Here is a 22141-nt window from a genome sequence, read left to right as displayed (position 1 = left end):
GCGGAGCGATGCAAAAGATCCGTAAAGGCGACAAGGTCGTCGTATTGACCGGCAAGGACAAGGGCCGTACCGGCGAAGTTATTCAAGTGCTGCCGAAGGAAGACCGCGCGGTCGTCCGTGGCGTCAACGTCGTCAAGCGCCATCAGCGCCAGACGCAGACCCAGGAAGCCGGCATCATCAGCAAGGAAGCCCCGCTTCACCTGTCCAACATTGCGATCGTCGACAAGGACGGCAAGCCGACCCGCGTCGGTTTCAAGGTTGTAGACGGCAAGAAGGTCCGTGTGGCCAAGACCTCGGGAGAAGTGATCGATGGCTGAGGCAAAGTACGAGCCGCGGCTCAAGAAGGAATACGTTGCTCGCATCCGTGCAGCCATGCAGGAGAAGTTCTCCTACGCTAACGAGATGCAGATCCCGAAGCTGGACAAGATCGTGATCAACATGGGCGTTGGCGAAGCGACGGCTGATTCGAAGAAGCCGACCGTTGCTGCTGCCGACCTGGCGGCCATCGCTGGCCAAAAGCCGGTCATCACCCGTGCACGCAACTCCATCGCTGGCTTCAAGGTCCGCGAAAACATGCCGATCGGCGCCAAAGTGACGCTGCGCGGCGCCCGCATGTATGAGTTCCTGGATCGTCTGGTCAACATCGCGCTCCCGCGCGTTCGCGACTTCCGCGGCCTGAACCCGAAAAGCTTTGACGGTCGTGGCAACTTCGCCATGGGCATCAAGGAGCACATTGTGTTCCCTGAGATCAACTACGACAAGGTTGATCAGATGTGGGGCATGGACATCATCGTTTGCACGACGGCGACGACCGACGACGAAGCTCGGGCTCTTCTGAAAGAGTTCAACTTCCCGTTCCGTCAATAACCGTAACGACGAGCGTAGAAAAGGAACCCTGATATGGCGAAGACAAGCGCAGTCGAAAAGAACAAGCGCCGCCGCAATACGGTTGCCAACCAGTCCGCGAAGCGGGCTGCCCTGAAGGCAATCATCATGAACCAGTCTCTTCCGATCGAAGACCGGTTCAAGGCCACTCTGAAGCTGGCATCGCTCCCACGCGATGGATCGAAGACCCGTATTCGCAACCGTTGCGAAGTGTCGGGCCGCCCGCGTGCCTATTACCGCAAACTGCGCATGTCGCGTATCGCGCTGCGTGAACTCGGCAATCTCGGCAAGGTGCCGGGCATCGTCAAGTCGAGCTGGTAAGGAGCAGATTAGATGACTATGACTGATCCTTTGGGCGATATGCTCACCCGTATCCGCAACGGTGCTTCGCGCCGCAAGTCGTCGGTTTCGACGCCTTCGTCCAAGCTCCGTGCGCGTGTTCTCGATGTTCTGCAGGCTGAAGGCTACATCCGTGGCTACTCCGTCGTCGATTTCGGCAACGGCAAGTCTGAGATCAACATCGAACTCAAGTACTACGAAGGCGCATCGGTGATCCGTGAGATCGGCCGTGTGTCCAAGCCGGGCCGCCGAGTTTATGTCTCGGTCAAGTCCATTCCGCAGGTCGCGAACGGTCTCGGCATCATCATCCTTTCGACTCCGAAGGGTGTGATGGCCGATCACCAGGCTCGTGAACAGAATGTTGGTGGCGAGGTTCTCTGCTCGGTCTTCTAAGATCGAACAGAGATCTCCTTCGAAACAGACAGGTTTGAAAAATGTCTCGTATCGGTAAAAAGCCCGTTCAGGTGCCTGCAGGAATCACGGCCTCGATTGATGGCCAGAAGGTGACTGCTAAGGGCCCCAAGGGCGAGCTGGTTTTCGTCGCTAACGACGAAATCGGTCTCAAGCTGGAAGATAATGCAATCGTCGTAACGCCGCTCAGCGACTCCAAGGACGCTCGTGCAAAGTGGGGCATGTCCCGCACGATGATCGAGAACATCCTGAAGGGTGTCAAGGACGGCTACGAGCGCAAGCTCGAAATCAACGGCGTCGGCTACCGTGCCGCCATGCAGGGCAAGAACCTGCAGCTCGCGCTCGGCTTCAGCCACGACGTGATCTATGAGCCGCCGCAGGGCATCACGATCGCTGTGCCGAAGCCGACGGAAATCGTCGTCACCGGCATCAACAAGCAGCAGGTCGGCCAGGTTGCCGCTGAAATCCGCGAATACCGCGGTCCTGAGCCCTACAAGGGCAAGGGCGTTAAGTATGCCGGCGAGCGGATCGTCCGCAAAGAAGGCAAGAAGAAGTAAGGATCACGCGAAATGGCTAGCAGGAAAGAAGCACTTGCACGTCGTGCCAACCGCGTGCGTCGTCAACTCAAGTCGGTGGCCAATGGCCGTCCGCGCCTGTCGGTTCATCGCTCGTCGAAGAACATCTACGCCCAGGTCATCGATGATGTGGCCGGCAAGACGCTCGCGTCTGCCTCCACCCTCGACAAGGATCTGCGCGGTTCTCTGAAGACCGGTGCCGACACCGCAGCCGCTGCCCTCGTTGGCAAGCTCGTTGCTGAGCGCGCCTCCAAGGCCGGCGTCAAGGAAGTCGTGTTCGACCGCGGCGCCTTCATCTACCACGGCCGCATCAAGGCTCTGGCCGATGCAGCCCGCGAAGGCGGCCTGACCTTCTGATCAAGTTTCCGGCCGGTGGCTTTAGAGCGCCGGCCGGATATCACCGGACCGCTGATCTCCTTTGGGAGGTCGATGCGGTCTTCGTTTTGTTTGCCGATTGCACCCGGAAAAGAAAAAGGAAGAGGACAATGGCACAGGAAAAGAGGGCTCCGCGGGAAGACCGCCAGAGCCGTGAAGAGCGCGATAGCGAATTCGTCGACAAGCTGGTCGCGATCAATCGCGTCGCCAAGGTTGTTAAGGGTGGCCGCCGTTTCGGTTTCGCCGCTCTCGTCGTCGTCGGTGACCAGAAGGGCCGCGTAGGCTTCGGTCACGGCAAGGCACGCGAAGTGCCGGAAGCGATCCGTAAGGCCACTGAAAGCGCCAAGCGCGACATGATCTTCGTACCGCTGCGTGACGGCCGTACCCTGCATCACGACGTCCATGGCCGCCATGGCGCCGGTAAGGTTCTGCTGCGCTCGGCCAAGGTCGGTACCGGTATCATCGCCGGCGGCCCGATGCGCGCCGTTTTCGAAACGCTCGGCGTTCATGACGTCGTTGCCAAGTCGACCGGTTCGTCGAACCCGTACAACATGGTTCGCGCCACGTTCGACGCCCTGAAGCACCAGGTTCACCCGAAGGACATCGCAGCTCAGCGCGGCATCAAGTATGCCACCCTGCAGGCTCGCCGTACCTCCTCGGGCAACGCCTCCGAAGAATAAGGGAGTTTGACCTATGGCCAAGACGACCAAGAAGGCTGAAGCCAAGGCGACCGTTACGGTCGAGCAGATTGGCAGCCCGATCCGCCGTCCGGATGTTCAGCAGAAGACGCTGATCGGTCTCGGACTGAACAAGATGCACCGTCGCCGCACGCTGGAAGATACTCCGGCCGTTCGTGGCATGATCCGTGCTGTCCAGCATCTCGTTCGCGTTGTCGACGAGAAGTGAGCCGGAGGTATTCGCTATGAAACTGAATGAGATCAAGGATAACGAAGGCTCGACCCATAGCCGCAAGCGCCTCGGCCGCGGCATCGGCTCCGGCTCCGGCAAGACCGGCGGCCGTGGTGTGAAGGGTCAGAAGTCCCGTTCGGGCGTTGCCATCAACGGCTTCGAAGGCGGTCAGATGCCCATCTACCGTCGTCTGCCGAAGCGCGGCTTCACCAACATCTTCGCTGCCGATTATGTTGTCGTGTCGCTCGCTCGCATCCAGGCTGCCGTCGATGCCGGCAAGCTCGATGCCAAGGCAACCGTCGATGCTGCAGCTCTGAAGGCTGCAGGCGTGATTCGCCGCGTCAAGGACGGCGTTCGCGTTCTCTCGGACGGCGAACTGAAGGCGAAGCTTTCGCTGGAAGTTGCTGGTGCCTCCAAGTCGGCGGTCGAAAAGATCGAAAAGGCTGGCGGTTCCGTCAAGCTGCTCGCTTCTGTCGCAGAATAATCTTATCAATAAATCGCCCGGGGTGCTTCACACCGGGCGATTTTGCTCCCATATGTGAGCCTCACGAACCTGGACGATGCAGCAGTGTCTTTTCAGGAAATAACGGGAACCAAGGGTGAGGCATCCGATTGCAGTGCAATCCGTCCAAAGCCCGGCTTTTGAACAATTAAAGACTGATTCCGGACCCGGCCGATTATGCCGGAATTGGTAATGCGGAGATTTGCATGGCTTCTGCAGCGGAACAATTGGCATCCAATCTCAATTTTTCGACCTTTGCCAAAGCCGAGGATCTCAAGAAGCGACTGTGGTTCACGCTCGGCGCTCTCCTCGTCTACCGTCTGGGTACCCACATCCCGATTCCGGGCCTCAATCCGGGTGCCTATGCCCAAGCCTTTCACAATCAGTCCGGCGGCATCCTCGGCCTTTTCAACATGTTTTCCGGCGGCGCCGTGCAGCGCATGGCGATCTTCGCCCTCGGAATCATGCCCTATATTTCCGCTTCGATCATCGTGCAGCTCATGACCTCGGTCGTGCCGGCGCTCGAAAACCTGAAGAAGGAAGGCGAGCAGGGCCGCAAGATCATCAACCAGTACACCCGCTACGGCACGGTGCTGCTCGGCGCCTTGCAGGCCTACGGCATTGCGATCGGCCTAGAGCACGGGAATGGCGTGGTCCTCGACCCAGGCTGGTTCTTCCGCCTTTCGACGGTCGTTACGCTGCTCGGCGGCACGATGTTCCTGATGTGGCTTGGTGAACAGGTTACGTCGCGCGGCATCGGCAACGGTATTTCGCTGATCATCTTCGCAGGTATTGCAGCCGGTCTCCCGACCGCAGTTGGCGGTACGCTGGAACTTGGCCGCACGGGCGCTTTGTCGACCGGCCTCATTCTGGCCGTACTGGTCGTGGCTGTCCTGGTCATCGGGCTTATCGTCTTCGTGGAGCGCGCTCAGCGCCGCCTGTTGATCCAGTATCCGAAGCGCCAGGTTGGCACGCGGATGTTCCAGGGCGACACCTCGCACCTGCCGCTGAAGCTCAACACCTCTGGTGTTATTCCGGCCATCTTCGCATCGTCGCTGCTGCTGCTGCCGGCGACAGTCGCCGGCCTTGGCAACAACACCGCCCTGCCGACATGGGTCACCTCGATCATCGCGGCCCTTGGTCATGGCCAGCCGATCTACATGGTGCTCTACGCCGCCTTGATCGCCTTCTTCGCCTTCTTCTACACCGCGCTGGTCTTCAATCCGAAGGATACGGCCGACAATCTGAAGAAGCATGGCGGCTTCATTCCGGGCATCCGTCCGGGTGAGCGCACTGCCGAATATATCGATTATGTGCTGACCCGAATCACGGTGATTGGCGCGATCTATCTCGTCTTCGTCTGCATTCTCCCCGAAATTCTTGTGTCCCAGACCGGTATTCCGTTGTCCCTGGGTGGCACTTCGCTTCTGATCGTGGTTAGCGTAACGCTGGATACGGTGGCGCAGATTCAGGGTCACCTGATTGCACAGCAATATGAAGGCCTGATCAAGAAATCGAAGTTGCGTGGAGGAAAGAGGGGGCGATGAGATTGATACTTTTGGGGCCGCCGGGAGCAGGTAAGGGGACCCAGGCCCAGCGTATCGTGGAAAAGTACGGTATTCCCCAGCTTTCCACGGGCGATATGCTGAGAGCTGCGGTGGCGGCCGGGACTGAAGTAGGCAAGCGCGCAAAGGCAGTCATGGACTCCGGCAAGCTTGTTTCAGACGAAATCGTCAACGCCATCGTATCGGAGCGAATCGATCAACCGGATTGCGCCAGGGGTTTCATTCTTGACGGCTATCCGCGCACGCTCGTTCAGGCCGATGCGACCGAGGAGATGTTGAAGGCGAAGGGTATCAACCTTTCCGTCGTCATCGAGATCAAGGTCGATGATGCCGTGCTCGCCGATCGTATTTCGGGCCGTTATACCTGCGCCAACTGCGGCGCCGGCTATCACGACGAAAACCTGAAGCCGAAGGTGGAGGGGGTGTGTGACCGTTGCGGTTCCACGCATTTCAAGCGCCGCGCCGACGATAACAGAGAGACGGTCGTCGAGCGCCTGCAGGTCTACTACAAGGAAACGTCACCGCTCATCGGCTACTACTACGCCAAGGGCAAGCTGCAGTCGGTAGACGGCATGGCCGATATCGAGCATGTGACGGCCAATATCGAGGCCATCCTGTCCAAGCTCTAGGTGGTCTAAAATAAACTTGCCGGAGCGGTTGCTTTTTTGCGCTGATTCCGCTAAACACCGCGCCAACTCGCGACATGCCATGCGATCGGCGCGGATTTCCGTAGGGAAGTCCGGGTACGGTCGTTTTGACGTGTTGCGGACCCAAGTTTGAACAAGCAGCTCCAGGGCTGCATAACAAAGACCTTCGCTCAGGCGGGGGGAATGCAAGGAGAACAGGCGTGGCTCGTATCGCTGGCGTCAACATCCCGACTGCAAAGCGCGTAGTAATTGCGCTTCGTTACATTCACGGGATCGGACCGAAGTTTGCACAGGAAATCTGCGAGAAGGTCGGTATTCCGGCCGAGCGTCGCGTCAATCAGTTGACGGATGCTGAAGTTCTGCAGATCCGCGAAACCATCGACCGTGACTATCAGGTCGAAGGTGACCTTCGTCGCGAAACCGCGATGAACATCAAGCGTCTGATGGACCTCGGCAGCTACCGCGGCCTGCGTCATCGTCGCGGCCTACCGGTTCGCGGTCAGCGCACCCATACCAATGCTCGCACCCGCAAGGGTCCGGCAAAGGCTATTGCTGGTAAGAAGAAGTAATTTCCGGGAAGCCGGATGTGGGAGGCTGGCGGTCTGCGCCGGCCTCTTTTGAGTTTGGAGCGAGGCCGCATAGGCGTCGCTCCGGTGTAGCCGCTGGCATTACGGCGGTGAAGAGATCCAAGAAAGGACTACCATGGCCAAGGAAGCCGTCCGCGTTCGCCGTCGCGAGCGCAAGAATATCACTTCGGGCGTTGCGCACGTCAATTCGACCTTCAACAACACGATGATCACCATCACCGACGCACAGGGCAACGCTATTGCCTGGTCGTCCGCTGGTGCCAAGGGCTTCAAGGGTTCGCGCAAGTCGACCCCGTTCGCTGCTCAGATCGCTGCTGAAGACTGCGCCAAGAAGGCCCAGGAACATGGCATGAAGTCGCTGGAAGTTGAAGTTTGCGGTCCGGGCTCCGGCCGTGAATCTGCTCTGCGCGCGCTCCAGGCTGCCGGTTTCATGATCACGTCCATCCGCGACGTGACCCCGATCCCGCACAATGGTTGCCGCCCGCGCAAGAAGCGCCGCGTCTGATCATCGCCACTCACGACACCAGCCGGCGCGTTTGTGTCCGGCTCGGTGCTTCTCAAGCTCGGTTGCCACGATTGGATGGTGGCAACGAACGGAAGGCAAGAACATGATTCAGAAAAACTGGCAGGAACTGATCAAGCCGAACAAGGTCGAGTTCTCCTCGAGCGGCCGCACCAAGGCAACGCTCGTGGCCGAACCGCTGGAGCGTGGCTTCGGTCTCACCCTCGGCAACGCGCTGCGTCGCGTTCTGCTGTCCTCTCTGCGCGGCGCCGCTGTGACGGCCGTGCAGATCGACGGCGTGCTGCATGAGTTCTCCTCTATCCCGGGTGTGCGGGAAGACGTGACGGACATCGTGCTGAACATCAAGGAAATCGCCATCAAGATGGACGGCGATGACAGCAAGCGCATGGTCGTGCGTAAGCAGGGCCCAGGCGTAGTAACGGCTGGCGACATCCAGACGGTCGGCGATATCGAAATCCTCAACCCCGAGCATGTCATCTGCACGCTCGACGAGGGCGCCGAAATCCGCATGGAATTCACCGTCAACAACGGCAAGGGCTATGTCCCGGCCGAGCGCAATCGTGCGGAAGATGCTCCGATCGGCCTTATCCCGGTCGACAGCCTCTATTCGCCGGTCAAGAAGGTGTCCTACAAGGTTGAAAACACCCGCGAAGGACAGGTTCTCGACTACGACAAGCTGAGCATGTCGATCGAAACCGATGGCTCGATCACCGGCGAAGATGCCGTCGCTTTCGCGGCTCGCATCCTCCAGGATCAGCTTGGCGTCTTCGTCAACTTCGACGAGCCGCAGAAGGAAGCCGAAGAAGAAGCAGTTACCGAACTTGCTTTCAACCCGGCGCTCCTCAAGAAGGTGGACGAACTGGAACTGTCTGTTCGCTCGGCAAACTGCCTGAAGAACGACAACATCGTCTATATCGGCGACCTCATTCAGAAGACCGAAGCAGAAATGCTCCGCACGCCGAATTTTGGTCGCAAGTCGCTGAACGAAATCAAGGAAGTTCTCGCTTCCATGGGCCTGCACCTCGGCATGGAAGTGCCGGCATGGCCGCCCGAGAACATCGAAGATCTCGCCAAGCGTTACGAAGACCAATACTAACCAATCAAACTGCGGGCGAATGTCTGCAAGTGAAGGAGAATAGCCATGCGCCACGGTAAAGCCGGCCGCAAGCTGAATAGAACCGCTAGCCACCGCAAGGCGATGTTCGCCAACATGGCGGCTTCGCTCATCACCCATGAGCAGATCGTCACCACGCTCCCGAAGGCGAAGGAAATTCGTCCGATCGTCGAGAAGCTGGTCACCCTCGGCAAGCGCGGCGACCTGCACGCTCGTCGTCAGGCCATCTCGCAGATCCGCGACGCAGCCGTCGTTTCGAAGCTGTTCGACACGATCGCTTCGCGCTACGCCACCCGCAACGGCGGCTACCTGCGCATCATGAAGGCCGGCTTCCGCCAGGGCGACAATGCCGCTCTCGCTGTTGTTGAGTTCGTCGATCGCGACACCCTCGCCAAGGGCGCAGCCGACAAGGCTCGCGTTGCTGCCGAAGAAGAAGCCGCAGCCGCTTAATCGGCTCGCTTCGAATACAAGATTAAGAGGCCGGATGATCGATCATCCGGCCTCTTTGCGTTTACGATCCGCCGGGGCGGACTTTCATCCGACTGATCGCTATGGAATAGCGACGCTGCATTGCTGAGTCGCACACTGGCCTACGCGCATTTACCTGTGAGGAGCGCCGCTGGACATGCAGCGAAAAATGACACGCAGAAGAGTGTTCCTATTCTCGGCGCTGCTGCTGACCATAGTCGGCGGTCTGGCGCTGCGCCGATATGGCTATGCGATGCATCTGCCCTTTGTGGCCGTCAAATATGGCGGCTCACTATTGTGGGGAGCGATGGTCTATTGGCTCCTCGCGACGATCTTCGTTTCGACAAGGCGTTTCAGGGTCGCTTCGGCGGCGGCGATTGTCGCTGTGTTCGTCGAACTTTTCAGGCTTTGGCATACGCCGGCGCTGGATGCATTTCGATTGACCACCGCCGGGGCTCTGTTGCTGGGCCGGGTGTTTTCCCCTTGGAATATCTTGGCCTACGCCACCGGTATCGCGATGGCGCTGGTCCTTGATCGTGCGCTGTCGGGGCCCAAACCTTCTGTCTGAATGCCGGCACGCCTCATTCGGCGGCGGCAGTCAGCCGGCGCGAGGGTTCGCTGCGGTGAAGATGAACCGCAAGCGTGTCCCAGGGCGGCGTGATGGAGAGTTGTGTCAGGAGGCGGCCAATCTCGCCCCTGTGATAGCCTCCATGCGTGACGACGTGGAGGAGCATTTCCTGGCGCGTCATGCAGCCTCTGTCTCCGTCCGTGAAGACAAATGGCAAAGCTTCGGATAGAAGCTCGGGGCTGATGGTTTCGAGGTATTTCAGGTACCATTGATCCGAGGCGGTCAGCGCCGCATGAAGATCCAGAAGGGAAGGCGTCTCGGGTGTGTTGTCGTCTGCGTAGCCATGCTCCTGCCCGGTCAGATGCGCCGCAAATATCCGGGCGACGACCAGCGAATGATTCATCAGGCGTATCGAGAGATGGCGCTCCTTGCCATGCTGTGTCGGATCGAGGTGGCCGATGCTGTCGAGCAGTTCCTTATTCGCCCAGGCCTGATAGTTGAAAAGAGTCTGCAGCAATGACAATTCGCTCATGATGATATTGCCCTTTCGGCGGCCGGAAAAATGCGAGTAGAGTGTTCACATTTTTACGAAGCGGGGAGCGCATGTCTACTCGCATTAAAAAGCCGCGGTCGCCGATGCGGAAAGAGCCGAGCCAGGCGCGTTCGCGGGCAACGGTGGACGCGATCATCGAGGCCGGTGCTCGCATTTTGGGCGACCACGGATGGGCCTGCTTCACGACGAATACCGTCGCGGCCGTAGCTGGCATAAGTATCGGTTCGCTCTATCAGTATTTTCCAGACAAGCTCTCTCTGGTCGAAGCCATAAGACGCCGCCATTTCGACGAAGTCCTAACCGTCCTGCGTCAGGCGACTGCATCCGACTTGCCGCTGCAACGGAGTGTCGAGGCCCTTGTACAAGGGATGATCGATGCTCACAGTGTGAACCCGGAGCTTCACAGGGTGCTTCTGGACGAGGTGCCTGGGCTTGAAGGTTCGAGATCTGCCATGATGCGTTTTTGGCAGACTATCAAAATCATTACAGGCGTTTTGTGGCTGCGAATCGGAGCGGCAACGCTGGTCCTTCGAACGACATTCTCGCTCAACTCATCTCCGGCGTGGTGGAAGGCGTCATCCATAACGGGGCTCGAAAGGGCACCGTGGATTCGCCAGAGCTGAAGCAGGAACTGGTGAGAATGATCTGCTCCTATCTTGGCAGCGTCGATAGACAAGAGATGATGTGAGCAGCGAGCTCGGCTTTGCGGCCTCAGTCGGCTTGTCGCGCCTCCCACCCCCGAGCGCATAGCTGCATTTCACATTTTCGATAGAGCTTAGGGCTAAAATAATTTGAATACTAACTAATTTAATGCTAATAGATTGCTATGAAATCTTTTGGCGCCCTGCAACGCATATTCACTGCCAATCTCCTTTCGACCGGCCGCCAATGGCGCCGGGCCGTCGATCTTGCGCTTAGCTCCCATGGCATCTCGGAGGCTGCCGCCGCGCCGCTCATATGGATCGGCCGTCTTGGCGGCGGTGTGCGGCAGGTGGCCCTTGCCAATTATGTCGGCATCGAAGGGCCGTCGCTGGTGAGGTTGCTCGACCAGCTTGAAGCTCTGGGGCTTGTCCTGCGCAAGGACGATCCGACGGATCGCCGGGCAAAGGGCCTATGGCTGACGGCCAAGGGCGAGATGCTCGCCGCCCGCATGGAAGAGACGCTTGACGAATTGCGCGGCAGGATCCTTGCCAATGTCGACAAGGCCGATCTCGAAGCCGCGATCCGTGTGTTGCAGGCCTTCGATGATTTCGAGGAGCCGAAGCCTTCCGAATCCAATCCGCAGCGCGAAGCCGTGTCATGAACCTTCCGTCCTGGCGCGACTGGCTGTTTTCGGCCAAGGCCTTTCTCGCATCCATGCTTGCGCTGTTCATCGCGCTGTCGCTGGATCTCCCGCGGCCCTATTGGGCCATGGCGGCCGTTTATGTCGTAGCCAATCCGCTCGCAGGGGCAACGAGTTCGAAAGCGCTTTATCGCGCGCTCGGAACTCTCCTGGGAGCCTCCGCCGCGGTCTTCTTCGTTCCGCTCTTCGTCGATGCTCCCGAACTTCTTTCCATTGTCGTCGCGCTATGGACTGGGACGCTGCTGTTCATTTCGATGCTCGACCGGACGTCGCGCAGCTACGTTTTCATGCTCGCTGGCTATTCGCTGCCATTGATCGCCTTGCCGACCGTCGGCTCGCCTCAAACGATCTTCGACGTCGCACTCGCCCGCTCGGAAGAGATCATCATCGGCATCGTTTGCGCCAGCATTGTCAGCGCCACCGTTTTTCCGACCAGCGTCAGCACCGTTCTCGGTCAACGCATCACGACATGGCTCGATGACGCCGGCAGTTGGGCGGATGAAATTCTGCGCGGGGAGGGCGCGTCACCCGCGACACCGCTGAAACGGCAGAAACTCGCGGCCGATGTCACGGGGCTTGATCTCATCATCAGCCAGCTCGGCTATGATGCCGGCAGCCGGGACATCGTCCGTCATTCGCGTGAACTGCGCGGCCGCCTGTTGATGCTGCTGCCGCTCTTCTCTTCCCTTGCCGATCGTCTACACGCCTTGAAGGCAGGGGAGAACCCCTTGCCTCAGAGCCTCGTCGCGGTCTTGAACGACGTGGCGGATTGGTTGGGGCAAGGCGGCGGCAGCAAGGCCGGCGATACCGTCGACATTCTGTCGCGAAAGATTGAGGACTTGCAGCAAAGCGATCCCGATTTCGGCTGGAATGATCTCGTTCTGTCGAGTGCTCTCGCGCGGCTGAAGGAAATCGTCGATCTCTGGCAGGATTGCCTGACGCTGCGCGATCAGATCATCGCCGGCGGTAAGGGCGGCGTGTGGCGGCCGACTTTCCGGCACCGCAACGTCGTCGGACCTAACCGGCATTATGACTATGCGCTGCTCGCCTTTTCCGCCGGCTCCGTAGTCGTCGGAACGGCGATCGCTTGCTTCTTCTGGATTTTCACCGGTTGGCAGAATGGCGCCGGCTTCGTCACCATGGCGGCGGTCGCCTGTTCCTTCTTTGCCGCGCTCGATCGCCCCGCACCCTTCATCACATCCATGTTCATCTGGTGCGCCGTCAGCCTGGTCATTGCCTTCACCTACATCTTCGCCATCCTGCCCGCCATCAACAGCTATGAGATGCTGGTCGTCGCCTTCGCGCCTCCGTTCCTGTTGCTCGGCCTGCTCATTCCGAGGCCGCAGTCCAATATGCTGGCCATGCTGCTGACGGTGAACAGCGCCTCTTTCATCGCATTGCAGGACCGCTATACGTCGGATTTCACCACCTTCACCAACGAAGCCATCGCCGCCTTGGCGGGCATCGGTTTCGCGCTCCTCTGGACGCTGATTGCTCGCCCCTTCGGTGCCGAAATTGCAGCCCGGCGACTGGTGCATGCCGGCTGGGCGGATCTGGCGGAGACGGCCGCCGGCGCCCGCAGTGCCGACTACGAGCGACTGTCTGGCCGTATTCTCGATCGTTTGGGCCAGCTCGTGCCGCGTCTTGCCGCGGTCGAGGATCGCGAGCTCAAGAAGGTTGACGGGTTTGCAGAGGTTCGCCTCGGCTTCAATGTGCTGATGCTGCAGAAGGAGCGGGCGCGTCTCGGCGCGTCGAGCGCATCCTCTATCGGGGCCGTTCTATCCGGCATTTCGCATTTCTACCGTACAAGGCTGAAGGCCGGCCAGGCGCTCGACGCTCCCGACGATCTTCGTCAGTCGATCGACGAAAGCCTGCGAGTGATCGCCGAGGAGAATGCCGGCAGCGGCCGCGACAGCCTCGATGCTTTGGTTGGCCTGCGCCGCGCACTTTATCCCCAGGCGCCGCCTCCAGAAAGCTGGCGATCAAAGCAATCCGTCTTCTTACCTCTTTCCCTTGCCGCAGAATAAAGCCATGCCCGCAGAATTCGATCTTTACGGCGTCTATGTGCCGCGCCTCCTCGTTCTGATGCTTCTGAGCCTCGGGCTGAGCATCGTCTTCCGCCGTGTCCTGGCCCGGCTCGGTGCCTACTCCCTCGTCTGGCACCGCGGGCTCTTCGACCTTGCCCTCTATGTGCTGTTTCTTGGGGCCGTTTCCTCTTTCACCCGTTGGTACTTCATATGAACGCGTTCAAACTTATCGGCCGGATCGCCGTCACCCTCGTCTTCGTCGCCGCAGCCGTTTTTGTCGGCCGTCAGCTTTGGGGCCACTATATGGACGAGCCGTGGACGCGAGACGCGCGGCTGCGCGCCGATGTCGTCGGCATTGCGCCCGATGTTTCCGGCCTGGTGAGTGAAGTCCTGGTAAAGGACAATCAGATCGTCAAGAAAGGCGATGTCCTCTTCCGTGTCGATCGCGACCGCTTCAGCATTGCGCTGGCTCAAGCCGACGCCGCGCTCGAAGGGGCCAAAGCGACACTCGATCAGGCGCAGCGCGAAAGCGCGCGACAGCAGCGCCTCGGCGATGCCGCCTCGGTCCAGCAGAAGGAGCAGGCGCAAACCGCGGAAGAACAGGCTCAGGCCGCTCTTGGCCAGGCCACGGCCAATCGCGCTCTCGCCCAGCTCAACCTCGACCGCTCCGAGGTCAAGGCGACGGTGAACGGCAGCGTTTCCAATCTTAGTCTCCGTCCGGGCGATTACGTCACCGCGGGCACGGCGAAGGTTGCGCTGATCGACGCCGACTCCCTACGCGTGGAAGGCTATTTCGAGGAAACCAAGCTGCCGCGTATCCAGATCGGCGATGAGGTATCGATCCATCTGATGGGCCAGACGGAGAAGCTGACGGGCCATGTGGAGAGCATCGCCACCGGCATAGAGGACCGCGAGCGCACCTCGGGCAGCTTGCTCGCCAATATCACGCCAACCTTCAGTTGGGTTCGTCTGGCGCAGCGTGTTCCCGTGCGTATTGCTCTCGACAAGGTGCCTGACGACACCAAGCTGATCGCCGGCCTGACCGCGACCGTGGAGGTTTCGCAGCAGCAAAGCAAAGTCGCTCTCCAATGACGAACTGAAGCCCGAGAACGACGGGCTTCAGTTCCGATCCTAAGCGGCTTTGGAGCGGGAAACCGCAGCCGGTTTCCGCACCGCCCTGCGTTTCTCCATCATGATCGGACGGTACGATCGATAAAGGATCATGGCCATCAGCAGGCCGATATAGATGAATTGCTCCAGCGACAGCACCTTGGTCGACAGCGCGAAATGCAGCGCGCCGCAGGCGGCGATGATGTAGACCAGCCGATGCAGCCAGATCCATTTCTTGCCGAGACGTTTGATCGAAAAATTGTTGGAGGTCACGGCCAGCGCGAGCAGCATCACAAGCCCCGCCATGCCGAACATGATGAAGGGCCGCTTCAGCACATCGCCGATGAGGGCCTGCACGTCCAGCGCCTGGTCGAGGATCATATAGACTGCCAGATGCATCAGCGCGTAGTAGAAGCAGAGCAGGCCAAGCGCCCGGCGGTAGCGCAGGTAGTTCCAGCCAAAGAGATCGCGCGCCGGGGTGACGGCGAGCGTCAAGAGCAGGAAGCGGATCGCCCAGAGCCCGAGGAATAGCTCGAAGGTCTTCACCGCATCGGCGCCGAGCTGGTCCGTGGTGCCGAGATAGAATTCCCATGCGGCCGGTATCAGGCCGACGACGTAAAGCGTCCAGACGGAAGCAGGCTGCCAGCGTTTGGGCAGGGCGAGGGAAAGAGTCATCAGAAATTCGCCCGCAGGTCCATGCCGGCATAAAGACTTGCGACCTGATCGGCATAGCCGTTGAAGGGTAGGGTGGGGTGACGATTGGCGCCGAAGAAGCCGCCTTCGCCGATGCGGCGCTCGGTCGCCTGGCTCCAGCGCGGGTGATCGACCGCGGGATTGACGTTGGCATAGAAGCCGTATTCCTGGCTGTTGGTCGCTTGCCAGGTGTTCACTGGCTGCTTGTCGGTGAGCGTGATGCGGACAATCGACTTGATGCCCTTGAAGCCATATTTCCAAGGCACGACAAGGCGGATCGGCGCGCCGTTCGCATTCGGCAACATCTCGCCATAGAGACCGACGGCCAAAAGTGTCAGCGGATTGCGCGCTTCATCGAGCCGCAGGCCTTCGACATAGGGCCAGTTCAGCGACTGGAAAACGCCTGACTGCCCGGGCATCTCCTCCGGCCGTACGACCGTTTCGAAGGCGACGAATTTGGCGCTGCCAAGCGGCTCGACCTTGTCGAGCAGGGCAGAGAGCGGAAAGCCGTCCCAGGGAATGACCATCGACCATGCCTCGACGCAGCGCATGCGATAGACGCGCTCTTCCGGCGGAAAGTCCTTGATCAGCGCATCGATGTCGAATGTGCCGGGTTTGCCGACCATGCCATCGACCTTGACGGTCCAGGGCCGCGGCTTGAAATTGCCCGAAAGCTTCGCCGGATCGGCCTTGTCGAGACCGAATTCATAGAAATTGTTGTAAGTGGTGACGTCCTTGAGCGGCGTCAGTTTCTCGTCGACCGTATAGTTGCTCTTCGTCGCGTTCAACGTATCGGCAAAAGCGCTTTTCCCGCTAGCAATCGCGAGGCCGGCGCCGGCCGCAGCCGTCAGGAATTCCCGGCGCCTCAGATAGACCGAGCGCGGCGTGATCTCGGAAGAAGCGATCTTCGGCGGGCGATAGGAAGGCATTACAATATTCCTTTCTACGATCGTAGAGATGATACGGCCTCTACGGAGGAGAAGCACGATTTGTTACCGTCTTACGACGTTATTTCTTTTCAACGGAAACCAACTTTTTGTGTGCTTCCGTGAGGGAATAAATCGTCTTCTGCGGTGTCCATGTCATTTGGCCGATGACTGAGCCCGAGACTTGCTTTGCCCTTGCGGCGTACCGGATTCGGTCTAGTTGATAGTGACAGTCCGGTGCGATTGGATTAGGACAATTCCAAAAAGCAGGATTGTCGGCGCTCCCTTCGGCGCAAAGCCTTGGCCGGCCGGCGCCTCACAATTTCCAAGACGACGAGGAAGACACCATGCCAGCTTATCGTTCCAGAACCACGACCCATGGCCGCAACATGGCGGGCGCGCGCGGCCTTTGGCGCGCGACGGGTATGAAGGATAGCGATTTCGGCAAGCCCATCATCGCAGTGGTCAACTCCTTCACCCAGTTCGTGCCGGGCCACGTTCACCTCAAGGATCTCGGCCAGCTCGTAGCGCGCGAAATCGAAGCCGCCGGCGGCGTCGCCAAGGAATTCAACACCATCGCCGTCGATGACGGTATCGCCATGGGCCATGACGGCATGCTCTATTCGCTGCCCTCGCGCGAGCTGATCGCCGACAGCGTTGAATACATGGTCAATGCCCATTGCGCAGACGCCATGGTCTGCATCTCCAACTGCGACAAGATCACCCCCGGCATGCTGATGGCCTCGCTGCGCCTGAACATCCCGACGGTCTTCGTATCCGGCGGCCCGATGGAGGCCGGTAAGGTTGTCCTGCACGGCAAGAAGCATGCACTCGATCTGGTCGACGCCATGGTTGCCGCTGCCGACGACAAGATCAGCGACGAGGACGTTCAGGTCATCGAACGCTCGGCCTGTCCGACCTGCGGCTCCTGCTCGGGCATGTTCACGGCCAATTCGATGAACTGCTTGACCGAAGCTCTCGGCCTGTCGCTGCCGGGCAATGGCTCTACGCTCGCCACCCATGCGGACCGCAAGCGCCTCTTCGTCGAAGCCGGCCATCTGATCGTCGATCTCGCCCGCCGCTATTACGAGCAGGAGGATGGCTCCGTCCTGCCGCGCACCGTTGCTTCAAAGCAGGCTTTCGAGAACGCCATGGCGCTCGATATTGCCATGGGCGGCTCCACCAACACGGTTCTGCATATTCTCGCTGCCGCCCATGAAGGCGAAGTCGATTTCACCATGGCTGATATCGACGCCCTTTCGCGCCGCGTGCCGTGCCTGTCGAAGGTCGCGCCGGCCAAGAGCGATGTGCATATGGAAGACGTGCATCGCGCCGGCGGCATCATGTCGATCCTCGGCGAGCTCGACAAGGGCGGCCTGATCAACCGCGATTGCCCGACCGTTCATGCCGAAACCCTTGGCGATGCCATCGACCGCTGGGACATTACCCGCACCAACAGCGAGACGGTGCGCGAATTCTTCCGTGCGGCTCCCGGCGGCATTCCGACCCAGGTCGCTTTCAGCCAGAACGCCCGTTGGGAAGAACTCGACACCGACCGCCAGAACGGCGTCATCCGCTCCGTCGAGCATCCCTTCTCCAAGGATGGCGGTCTCGCTGTTCTCAAGGGCAATCTGGCGTTGGACGGCTGCATCGTGAAGACGGCCGGCGTCGATGAATCGATCCTGAAATTCTCCGGCCCAGCCAGGGTCTTCGAAAGCCAGGACGCATCCGTCAAGGCTATCCTCAGCAACGAGATCAAGGCCGGCGACGTCGTCGTCATCCGCTATGAAGGCCCGAAGGGCGGCCCGGGCATGCAGGAAATGCTCTATCCGACGAGCTATCTGAAGTCGAAGGGCCTCGGCAAGGCCTGCGCGCTGATCACCGACGGCCGTTTCTCCGGCGGCACCTCGGGCCTCTCGATCGGCCACGTTTCGCCCGAAGCGGCCAATGGCGGCACGATCGGCCTGGTGCGTGAAGGCGACATGATCGACATCGACATCCCGAATCGCACCATCAGCCTGCGCGTTGACGAAAAAGAACTCGCCGTCCGCCGCGAAGCTCAGAACGCCAGCGGTTGGCATCCGGCAGAACAGCGCAAGCGCAACGTCACGACGGCGCTGAAGGCTTATGCGGCCTTTGCGACGAGTGCTGACCGGGGTGCGGTCCGCGATTTGGGTGGTAAATGACTAAATTCCTTCGCCCCGTCCTGAGCTTGTCGAAGGGGCGGGGAGAACGTGGGCTGGCACAATTGAGCACAGCGAAATTGTACCAGGTCGGATGAGGGGCCTTCTGGAAATCAACCGCGACGGCAGAGTTTGCCGGACCCGCGGTAGCCCCTCACCCTAGCCCTCTCCCCGTTTACACGGGGCGAGGGGACGATCGTGCAAGAGGCCTGCTCACAACGGCCGATTGATCCGCTTATACGTCTCATCCAACGCTTTCAGCCGTTCGTCATAAGCCTCTTTGATGCAAGCGGCATCGGCGCCACAGGCCTGTCGCTTCTTCAGCCAGGCCGTCTGTTCGTCTTGCAGCGTCCCGCGTGAGCCCATGGCGAGCAGGCCGGAGAGCAGGTCGAAGGTCGTCACCATTTTCACGTCGGCATCGTTGAGCGCTCTGTTGTCGCAGATCATCTTCTCGTCCGGCTGAAGGGTCTGCGAATCGCAATTGAAGCTCGCAGCCTCCGATGTGTTGGCCGTCGTCAGGAGGGTAACGAGAAAGACTGCTGCAAGGCTGGTTGATCGCATGATTTTGCTCCATCTGCCGGTTTCCGAAACGAAATGCGCGATCACGCGTTTTTGTTCATCACACCTGTTCTTCCCGTGTGTGAACGACCAATTATACTTCATGCTTCCGCCCTCTTTCCTTTCTAGCGTCGGACGCTACAACGTTGTTTCAAGAGCATTAAAGAAGGAAAATTCCATGCAGGTCCTGCTGAAGCGCACCGCCGTTTCGATGATCGCCCTCATCATGACGATGCCGCTTTCCGCCGAGGCACAGACAGCAAAGTCCGTGCCGCAGAGCCAGATGCAAATGCAGCTTTCGTTTGCGCCGCTGGTCAAACAGACGGCCGGCGCCGTGGTCAATGTCTATGCCGAGCGGATGGTACAACGGCAGTCGCCCTTTGCCGGCGATCCCTTCTTCGAACAGTTCTTCGGCCAGCGCATGCCGAATCGCACCGAGAAGCAGTCTTCGCTCGGCTCCGGCGTCATTGTCGAAGCCAACGGCACGGTCATCACCAACAACCATGTCATCGACGGTGCCGACGATATCAAGATCGCACTCTCCGACGGCCGCGAATTTCCCTGCGATGTCGTGCTGAAGGATGATCGGGTCGATCTCGCCGTTCTGAAGATCAAATCCAAGAACCAGAGCTTCCCCATCCTGCCGCTTGGCAATTCTGATGCCGTCGAAGTTGGCGATCTCGTGCTGGCGATCGGCAATCCCTTCGGCGTTGGCCAGACGGTGACGAGCGGCATCGTATCGGCGCTGGCCCGCAACCAGGTGAAGAACCAGGTCGGCTTCTTCATCCAGACCGATGCCTCGATCAATCCCGGCAATTCCGGCGGTGCTTTGGCGAATATGTCGGGCGAACTGATCGGCCTCAACACGGCCATCTTTTCCCAGGGCGGCGGCTCGAACGGCATTGGCTTCGCCATCCCCGCCAATCTGGTCAAGGTGTTTCTCGCGGCGGCCGATCGCGGCGACAAGACCTTCGATCGCCCCTATATCGGCGCTTCCTTTGAACCGGTGACATCTGATGTTGCCGAGGCGCTGGGCCTTGACAAGGTGCGCGGTGCGCTGGTGACCAAGGTGATCGATGGCGGGCCGGCGGCGAAGGCTGGTCTGAAGGCTGGCGAGGTCGTCACGGCCATCAACAATATCCCGGTCGAGCATCCGGACGCGCTTGGTTATCGTCTGACGACGGCTGGCCTCGGTGCTACCGTTGATTTGACCGTTCTGGACAACGGCAAAGAAATGCACGACAGCATGACGCTCGCCGCCGCGCCGGAATCCACGCCGCGGGATGAGAAACTGATCCAGGGCAACAATCCCTTCTCAGGTGCGACCGTTGCCAACCTCTCGCCGCGCGTCGCCGATGAACTGCATCTGCCTCCAGATGCGAACGGCGTCGTCGTCGAGAACCTGAAGGCGGATTCGCAGGCAGAGCGCCTTGGCTTTGCGCCGAAGGATATCGTCGTTTCCGTCAACGGCGTCGCGATCACCTCGACGGACGTGCTGCAGCAGGCCGTTACGGGCAATCCAAGCTTCTGGCGCGTCGAAATCGAGCGCGACGGTCAACGCATCCGGCAGTTCTTCCGATGAGTGACGATCTGTTTGCACCGCGGATACCGGAGGAGGTCGCCAAGAGGCGGCCTCTCGCCGATCGTCTGCGGCCGCAAACCTTGAGCGATGTCACCGGCCAGCCACATCTGGCCGGTGAGGATGGCGCGCTGCGGCGAATGATCGACTCCGGCTCGCTCGGCTCCATGATCTTCTGGGGGCCGCCAGGCACCGGCAAGACGACGGTGGCACGGTTGCTGTCGGGCGAGGCGGGCTTGGCCTTCGAGCAGATCTCGGCAATCTTCTCCGGCGTCGCAGATCTGAAGAAGGTGTTCGAAGCCGCGCGTCTGCGCCGCATGGATGGCCGCCAGACGCTGCTTTTCGTCGACGAGATCCATCGCTTCAACCGCGCCCAGCAGGATAGCTTCCTGCCGGTCATGGAGGATGGCACCGTCATTCTGGTCGGCGCCACCACTGAAAACCCGTCTTTCGAGCTCAACGCCGCTCTCCTATCCCGTGCGCGTGTCCTGACGTTTCGCTCGCATGACGAGGAAAGCCTGGAGGAATTGCTGCGCCGCGCCGAGGCGGCTGAAGGCCGGCCGTTGCCGTTGACCGAGGATGCCCGCGCCAGCCTGATCCGCATGGCCGATGGCGATGGCCGCTCAGTGCTGACTCTGGCCGAAGAAGCCTGGCGCGCCGCGCGCAAGGACGAGCTTTTCGATCCTGATGCGCTGGTCAAGATCGTGCAGCGCCGGGCGCCGGTCTACGACAAGGCTCAGGACGGCCATTACAATCTGATTTCGGCTCTGCATAAGTCGGTGCGCGGCTCCGACCCTGACGCGGCGCTCTACTATCTCGCCCGCATGTTCGATGCCGGCGAAGACCCGCTTTATCTCGGAAGGCGGCTGGTGCGCATGGCGGTGGAGGATATCGGCCTTGCCGATCCGCAGGCGCTGGTCATCTGTAACGCCGCCAAGGATGCTTATGATTATCTGGGGTCACCGGAAGGTGAATTGGCCTTGGCCGAGGCCTGTGTCTATCTCGCTACCGCTCCAAAGTCGAACGCCGTCTATACTGCCTTCAAGGCTGCCACGCAGGCCGCCAAACAGAACGGCTCGCTGCTGCCGCCCAAGCATATCCTCAATGCGCCGACGAAGCTGATGCGCACGGAAGGATATGGCGACGGTTACCGTTATGATCACGACGAGCCCGACGCGTTTTCGGGCCAGAATTATTTTCCGGAAAAGATGGGCCGCCAGACCTTCTACGATCCGCCGGAGCGTGGTTTCGAGCGCGAAATCCGCAAACGGCTGGACTGGTGGGCGAAGCTGCGCAAGGAGCGCGGCGAACCATAGGTTGGACGTCACCTAGCGGTGACGACTTCCGCTGCCTTTTGCATGCGCGGTGCGGGAGCCTTGTCGATCATCTTGACGCTCGATTCCGCCATGCCGTTGTGGCCTTCCATATCCACGACCAGATGCCAATGGCCGGTCTCCGGAATGGACAGCCGGATCGGCGATTTCTTGGCGACGCCGCCGAGGAACTGGTGCTTCAGAGTTTCCGTAAAGCGCTCGAAATTCGAGCTGTTCATCAACCGGACATTGGCGATGGCCGACAGTGTGATCTCGATCACGGTGCCGGCGCGCTGCTCGTTGAGATCATAGTGGCTGTAACGGAAGGCAGGCTTCGACATTGCTCTTTTACTCTGGTGACACCCGGCCGCTATTTTACGCAAGTGCCG

29 protein-coding genes are annotated in these 22141 nt (G+C 60.0%); 24 read left to right on the top strand and 5 right to left on the bottom strand.

The window, feature by feature from the left end; translation table 11 throughout:
- The first annotated feature begins 8 nt into the window (after positions 1-8).
- From rplX to QD357_RS02475, 16 genes are all read left to right on the top strand, one after another.
- Positions 9-317 (top strand): 50S ribosomal protein L24, encoded by a 309-nt coding sequence (rplX, locus tag QD357_RS02550; protein WP_107107811.1) that lies wholly within the window; start codon positions 9-11, stop codon positions 315-317.
- Positions 310-867: a 50S ribosomal protein L5 gene (gene rplE, locus QD357_RS02545; protein WP_004118404.1), complete on the top strand. Its 558-nt coding sequence runs from the start codon at positions 310-312 to the stop codon at positions 865-867. Before rplX ends, rplE begins: the two co-directional genes overlap by 8 nt.
- A 33-nt stretch (positions 868-900) precedes the next feature.
- Entirely contained in the window at positions 901-1206 is a 306-nt protein-coding gene (rpsN, locus tag QD357_RS02540) for a 30S ribosomal protein S14 (RefSeq protein ID WP_028753966.1), read from the top strand.
- Positions 1207-1218: 12 nt separating this feature from the next.
- A complete protein-coding gene (rpsH, locus tag QD357_RS02535) occupies positions 1219-1617 on the top strand; it encodes a 30S ribosomal protein S8 (protein WP_028753965.1) in 399 nt (132 codons plus the stop codon).
- A 41-nt stretch (positions 1618-1658) separates the two neighbouring features.
- On the top strand, positions 1659-2192 hold the full coding sequence (gene rplF / locus QD357_RS02530; protein WP_028753964.1) for a 50S ribosomal protein L6: 534 nt from the start codon (positions 1659-1661) through the stop codon (positions 2190-2192).
- A gap of 12 nt (positions 2193-2204) precedes the next feature.
- Positions 2205-2567: a 50S ribosomal protein L18 gene (gene rplR / locus QD357_RS02525; RefSeq protein ID WP_028753963.1), complete on the top strand. Its 363-nt coding sequence runs from the start codon at positions 2205-2207 to the stop codon at positions 2565-2567.
- A 128-nt stretch (positions 2568-2695) separates the two neighbouring features.
- Positions 2696-3265, top strand: a complete 570-nt coding sequence (gene rpsE / locus QD357_RS02520) for a 30S ribosomal protein S5 (RefSeq protein WP_028753962.1) — start codon at positions 2696-2698, stop codon at positions 3263-3265.
- A gap of 13 nt (positions 3266-3278) precedes the next feature.
- Positions 3279-3491 (top strand): 50S ribosomal protein L30, encoded by a 213-nt coding sequence (gene rpmD, locus QD357_RS02515; RefSeq protein WP_007690786.1) that lies wholly within the window; start codon positions 3279-3281, stop codon positions 3489-3491.
- A gap of 16 nt (positions 3492-3507) precedes the next feature.
- Complete coding sequence (gene rplO / locus QD357_RS02510) at positions 3508-3978, top strand: 50S ribosomal protein L15 (protein WP_107107812.1); 471 nt, start codon at positions 3508-3510, stop codon at positions 3976-3978.
- A gap of 224 nt (positions 3979-4202) precedes the next feature.
- Entirely contained in the window at positions 4203-5543 is a 1341-nt protein-coding gene (gene secY / locus QD357_RS02505) for a preprotein translocase subunit SecY (protein ID WP_107107813.1), read from the top strand.
- Complete coding sequence (locus tag QD357_RS02500; RefSeq protein ID WP_107107814.1) at positions 5540-6190, top strand: adenylate kinase; 651 nt, start codon at positions 5540-5542, stop codon at positions 6188-6190. Before secY ends, QD357_RS02500 begins: the two co-directional genes overlap by 4 nt.
- 218 nt (positions 6191-6408) lie before the next feature.
- Positions 6409-6777 carry a 30S ribosomal protein S13 gene (gene rpsM, locus QD357_RS02495; RefSeq protein ID WP_004118424.1) on the top strand — a complete coding sequence of 123 codons (369 nt, stop codon included), beginning with the start codon at positions 6409-6411 and terminating at the stop codon, positions 6775-6777.
- A 133-nt stretch (positions 6778-6910) separates the two neighbouring features.
- Positions 6911-7300 (top strand): 30S ribosomal protein S11, encoded by a 390-nt coding sequence (gene rpsK / locus QD357_RS02490; RefSeq protein ID WP_004118426.1) that lies wholly within the window; start codon positions 6911-6913, stop codon positions 7298-7300.
- Positions 7301-7403: 103 nt separating this feature from the next.
- The gene (locus tag QD357_RS02485) at positions 7404-8414 is read left to right on the top strand and encodes a DNA-directed RNA polymerase subunit alpha (protein WP_028753958.1); all 1011 of its coding nucleotides are present in this window, start codon (positions 7404-7406) and stop codon (positions 8412-8414) included.
- A gap of 45 nt (positions 8415-8459) precedes the next feature.
- A complete protein-coding gene (rplQ, locus tag QD357_RS02480; RefSeq protein WP_107107815.1) occupies positions 8460-8882 on the top strand; it encodes a 50S ribosomal protein L17 in 423 nt (140 codons plus the stop codon).
- A gap of 175 nt (positions 8883-9057) precedes the next feature.
- Positions 9058-9468, top strand: a complete 411-nt coding sequence (locus tag QD357_RS02475; protein ID WP_181316038.1) for a DUF2809 domain-containing protein — start codon at positions 9058-9060, stop codon at positions 9466-9468.
- 13 nt (positions 9469-9481) lie between these two features.
- On the opposite strand, the gene QD357_RS02470 is transcribed toward QD357_RS02475, so the two are convergent.
- On the bottom strand, positions 9482-10000 hold the full coding sequence (locus tag QD357_RS02470) for a DinB family protein (protein WP_107107817.1): 519 nt from the start codon (positions 9998-10000) through the stop codon (positions 9482-9484).
- A 71-nt stretch (positions 10001-10071) separates the two neighbouring features.
- Here QD357_RS02470 and QD357_RS02465 point away from each other — a divergent pair, with 71 nt between their 5' ends.
- The 5 genes from QD357_RS02465 to QD357_RS02445 all read left to right on the top strand — a co-directional run bounded on the left by QD357_RS02465 (position 10072) and on the right by QD357_RS02445 (position 14482).
- The gene (locus QD357_RS02465; protein ID WP_245407448.1) at positions 10072-10644 is read left to right on the top strand and encodes a TetR/AcrR family transcriptional regulator; all 573 of its coding nucleotides are present in this window, start codon (positions 10072-10074) and stop codon (positions 10642-10644) included.
- Between the two features lie 203 nt (positions 10645-10847).
- Positions 10848-11324: a MarR family winged helix-turn-helix transcriptional regulator gene (locus QD357_RS02460; RefSeq protein ID WP_183937665.1), complete on the top strand. Its 477-nt coding sequence runs from the start codon at positions 10848-10850 to the stop codon at positions 11322-11324.
- A complete protein-coding gene (locus QD357_RS02455; protein ID WP_107107819.1) occupies positions 11321-13390 on the top strand; it encodes an FUSC family protein in 2070 nt (689 codons plus the stop codon). Before QD357_RS02460 ends, QD357_RS02455 begins: the two co-directional genes overlap by 4 nt.
- Before the next feature lie 4 nt (positions 13391-13394).
- Positions 13395-13604, top strand: a complete 210-nt coding sequence (locus tag QD357_RS02450; protein ID WP_107107820.1) for a DUF1656 domain-containing protein — start codon at positions 13395-13397, stop codon at positions 13602-13604.
- Positions 13601-14482 carry an efflux RND transporter periplasmic adaptor subunit gene (locus QD357_RS02445; RefSeq protein WP_414124011.1) on the top strand — a complete coding sequence of 294 codons (882 nt, stop codon included), beginning with the start codon at positions 13601-13603 and terminating at the stop codon, positions 14480-14482. The genes QD357_RS02450 and QD357_RS02445 overlap by 4 nt, the downstream gene beginning before the upstream one ends.
- Before the next feature lie 39 nt (positions 14483-14521).
- Here the strand turns inward: QD357_RS02445 and msrQ are convergent, their stop codons facing one another.
- Positions 14522-15175 carry a protein-methionine-sulfoxide reductase heme-binding subunit MsrQ gene (gene msrQ / locus QD357_RS02440; protein WP_414124010.1) on the bottom strand — a complete coding sequence of 218 codons (654 nt, stop codon included), beginning with the start codon at positions 15173-15175 and terminating at the stop codon, positions 14522-14524.
- Complete coding sequence (gene msrP / locus QD357_RS02435; RefSeq protein ID WP_107107822.1) at positions 15175-16122, bottom strand: protein-methionine-sulfoxide reductase catalytic subunit MsrP; 948 nt, start codon at positions 16120-16122, stop codon at positions 15175-15177. Before msrP ends, msrQ begins: the two co-directional genes overlap by 1 nt.
- A gap of 344 nt (positions 16123-16466) precedes the next feature.
- On the opposite strand from msrP, the gene ilvD reads away from it, so the two are divergent.
- Positions 16467-18305: a dihydroxy-acid dehydratase gene (gene ilvD, locus QD357_RS02430; protein WP_107107823.1), complete on the top strand. Its 1839-nt coding sequence runs from the start codon at positions 16467-16469 to the stop codon at positions 18303-18305.
- A 210-nt stretch (positions 18306-18515) separates the two neighbouring features.
- On the opposite strand, the gene QD357_RS02425 is transcribed toward ilvD, so the two are convergent.
- Positions 18516-18863 carry a lysozyme inhibitor LprI family protein gene (locus QD357_RS02425; RefSeq protein WP_107108126.1) on the bottom strand — a complete coding sequence of 116 codons (348 nt, stop codon included), beginning with the start codon at positions 18861-18863 and terminating at the stop codon, positions 18516-18518.
- A gap of 175 nt (positions 18864-19038) precedes the next feature.
- Here QD357_RS02425 and QD357_RS02420 point away from each other — a divergent pair, with 175 nt between their 5' ends.
- Together QD357_RS02420 and QD357_RS02415 are read left to right on the top strand one after the other, a co-directional pair.
- Positions 19039-20442, top strand: a complete 1404-nt coding sequence (locus tag QD357_RS02420) for a DegQ family serine endoprotease (RefSeq protein WP_107107824.1) — start codon at positions 19039-19041, stop codon at positions 20440-20442.
- Complete coding sequence (locus QD357_RS02415) at positions 20439-21755, top strand: replication-associated recombination protein A (protein WP_107107825.1); 1317 nt, start codon at positions 20439-20441, stop codon at positions 21753-21755. The genes QD357_RS02420 and QD357_RS02415 overlap by 4 nt, the downstream gene beginning before the upstream one ends.
- Positions 21756-21763: 8 nt before the next feature.
- Here QD357_RS02415 and QD357_RS02410 read toward each other — a convergent pair whose 3' ends face one another.
- On the bottom strand, positions 21764-22093 hold the full coding sequence (locus tag QD357_RS02410; RefSeq protein WP_107107826.1) for a DUF1883 domain-containing protein: 330 nt from the start codon (positions 22091-22093) through the stop codon (positions 21764-21766).
- Between the last annotated feature and the right edge of the window lie 48 nt (positions 22094-22141).

Source organism: Rhizobium sp. BR 317, from assembly GCF_047445835.1.
Taxonomy (GTDB): Bacteria; Pseudomonadota; Alphaproteobacteria; order Rhizobiales; family Rhizobiaceae; genus Rhizobium; species Rhizobium paranaense.
This window is presented reverse-complemented; position numbering and strand designations above follow the sequence as displayed.

Coding starts and splice junctions, on each gene's coding strand:
- rplX (WP_107107811.1), top strand. CDS start 9: ATGCAAAAGATCCGTAAAGGCGACAAGGTCGTCGTATTGACCGGCAAG.
- rplE (WP_004118404.1), top strand. CDS start 310: ATGGCTGAGGCAAAGTACGAGCCGCGGCTCAAGAAGGAATACGTTGCT.
- rpsN (WP_028753966.1), top strand. CDS start 901: ATGGCGAAGACAAGCGCAGTCGAAAAGAACAAGCGCCGCCGCAATACG.
- rpsH (WP_028753965.1), top strand. CDS start 1,219: ATGACTATGACTGATCCTTTGGGCGATATGCTCACCCGTATCCGCAAC.
- rplF (WP_028753964.1), top strand. CDS start 1,659: ATGTCTCGTATCGGTAAAAAGCCCGTTCAGGTGCCTGCAGGAATCACG.
- rplR (WP_028753963.1), top strand. CDS start 2,205: ATGGCTAGCAGGAAAGAAGCACTTGCACGTCGTGCCAACCGCGTGCGT.
- rpsE (WP_028753962.1), top strand. CDS start 2,696: ATGGCACAGGAAAAGAGGGCTCCGCGGGAAGACCGCCAGAGCCGTGAA.
- rpmD (WP_007690786.1), top strand. CDS start 3,279: ATGGCCAAGACGACCAAGAAGGCTGAAGCCAAGGCGACCGTTACGGTC.
- rplO (WP_107107812.1), top strand. CDS start 3,508: ATGAAACTGAATGAGATCAAGGATAACGAAGGCTCGACCCATAGCCGC.
- secY (WP_107107813.1), top strand. CDS start 4,203: ATGGCTTCTGCAGCGGAACAATTGGCATCCAATCTCAATTTTTCGACC.
- QD357_RS02500 (WP_107107814.1), top strand. CDS start 5,540: ATGAGATTGATACTTTTGGGGCCGCCGGGAGCAGGTAAGGGGACCCAG.
- rpsK (WP_004118426.1), top strand. CDS start 6,911: ATGGCCAAGGAAGCCGTCCGCGTTCGCCGTCGCGAGCGCAAGAATATC.
- QD357_RS02485 (WP_028753958.1), top strand. CDS start 7,404: ATGATTCAGAAAAACTGGCAGGAACTGATCAAGCCGAACAAGGTCGAG.
- rplQ (WP_107107815.1), top strand. CDS start 8,460: ATGCGCCACGGTAAAGCCGGCCGCAAGCTGAATAGAACCGCTAGCCAC.
- QD357_RS02475 (WP_181316038.1), top strand. CDS start 9,058: ATGCAGCGAAAAATGACACGCAGAAGAGTGTTCCTATTCTCGGCGCTG.
- QD357_RS02470 (WP_107107817.1), bottom strand. CDS start 10,000: ATGAGCGAATTGTCATTGCTGCAGACTCTTTTCAACTATCAGGCCTGG.
- QD357_RS02465 (WP_245407448.1), top strand. CDS start 10,072: ATGTCTACTCGCATTAAAAAGCCGCGGTCGCCGATGCGGAAAGAGCCG.
- QD357_RS02460 (WP_183937665.1), top strand. CDS start 10,848: ATGAAATCTTTTGGCGCCCTGCAACGCATATTCACTGCCAATCTCCTT.
- QD357_RS02455 (WP_107107819.1), top strand. CDS start 11,321: ATGAACCTTCCGTCCTGGCGCGACTGGCTGTTTTCGGCCAAGGCCTTT.
- QD357_RS02450 (WP_107107820.1), top strand. CDS start 13,395: ATGCCCGCAGAATTCGATCTTTACGGCGTCTATGTGCCGCGCCTCCTC.
- QD357_RS02445 (WP_414124011.1), top strand. CDS start 13,601: ATGAACGCGTTCAAACTTATCGGCCGGATCGCCGTCACCCTCGTCTTC.
- msrQ (WP_414124010.1), bottom strand. CDS start 15,175: ATGACTCTTTCCCTCGCCCTGCCCAAACGCTGGCAGCCTGCTTCCGTC.
- msrP (WP_107107822.1), bottom strand. CDS start 16,122: ATGCCTTCCTATCGCCCGCCGAAGATCGCTTCTTCCGAGATCACGCCG.
- ilvD (WP_107107823.1), top strand. CDS start 16,467: ATGCCAGCTTATCGTTCCAGAACCACGACCCATGGCCGCAACATGGCG.
- QD357_RS02425 (WP_107108126.1), bottom strand. CDS start 18,863: ATGCGATCAACCAGCCTTGCAGCAGTCTTTCTCGTTACCCTCCTGACG.
- QD357_RS02420 (WP_107107824.1), top strand. CDS start 19,039: ATGCAGGTCCTGCTGAAGCGCACCGCCGTTTCGATGATCGCCCTCATC.
- QD357_RS02415 (WP_107107825.1), top strand. CDS start 20,439: ATGAGTGACGATCTGTTTGCACCGCGGATACCGGAGGAGGTCGCCAAG.
- QD357_RS02410 (WP_107107826.1), bottom strand. CDS start 22,093: ATGTCGAAGCCTGCCTTCCGTTACAGCCACTATGATCTCAACGAGCAG.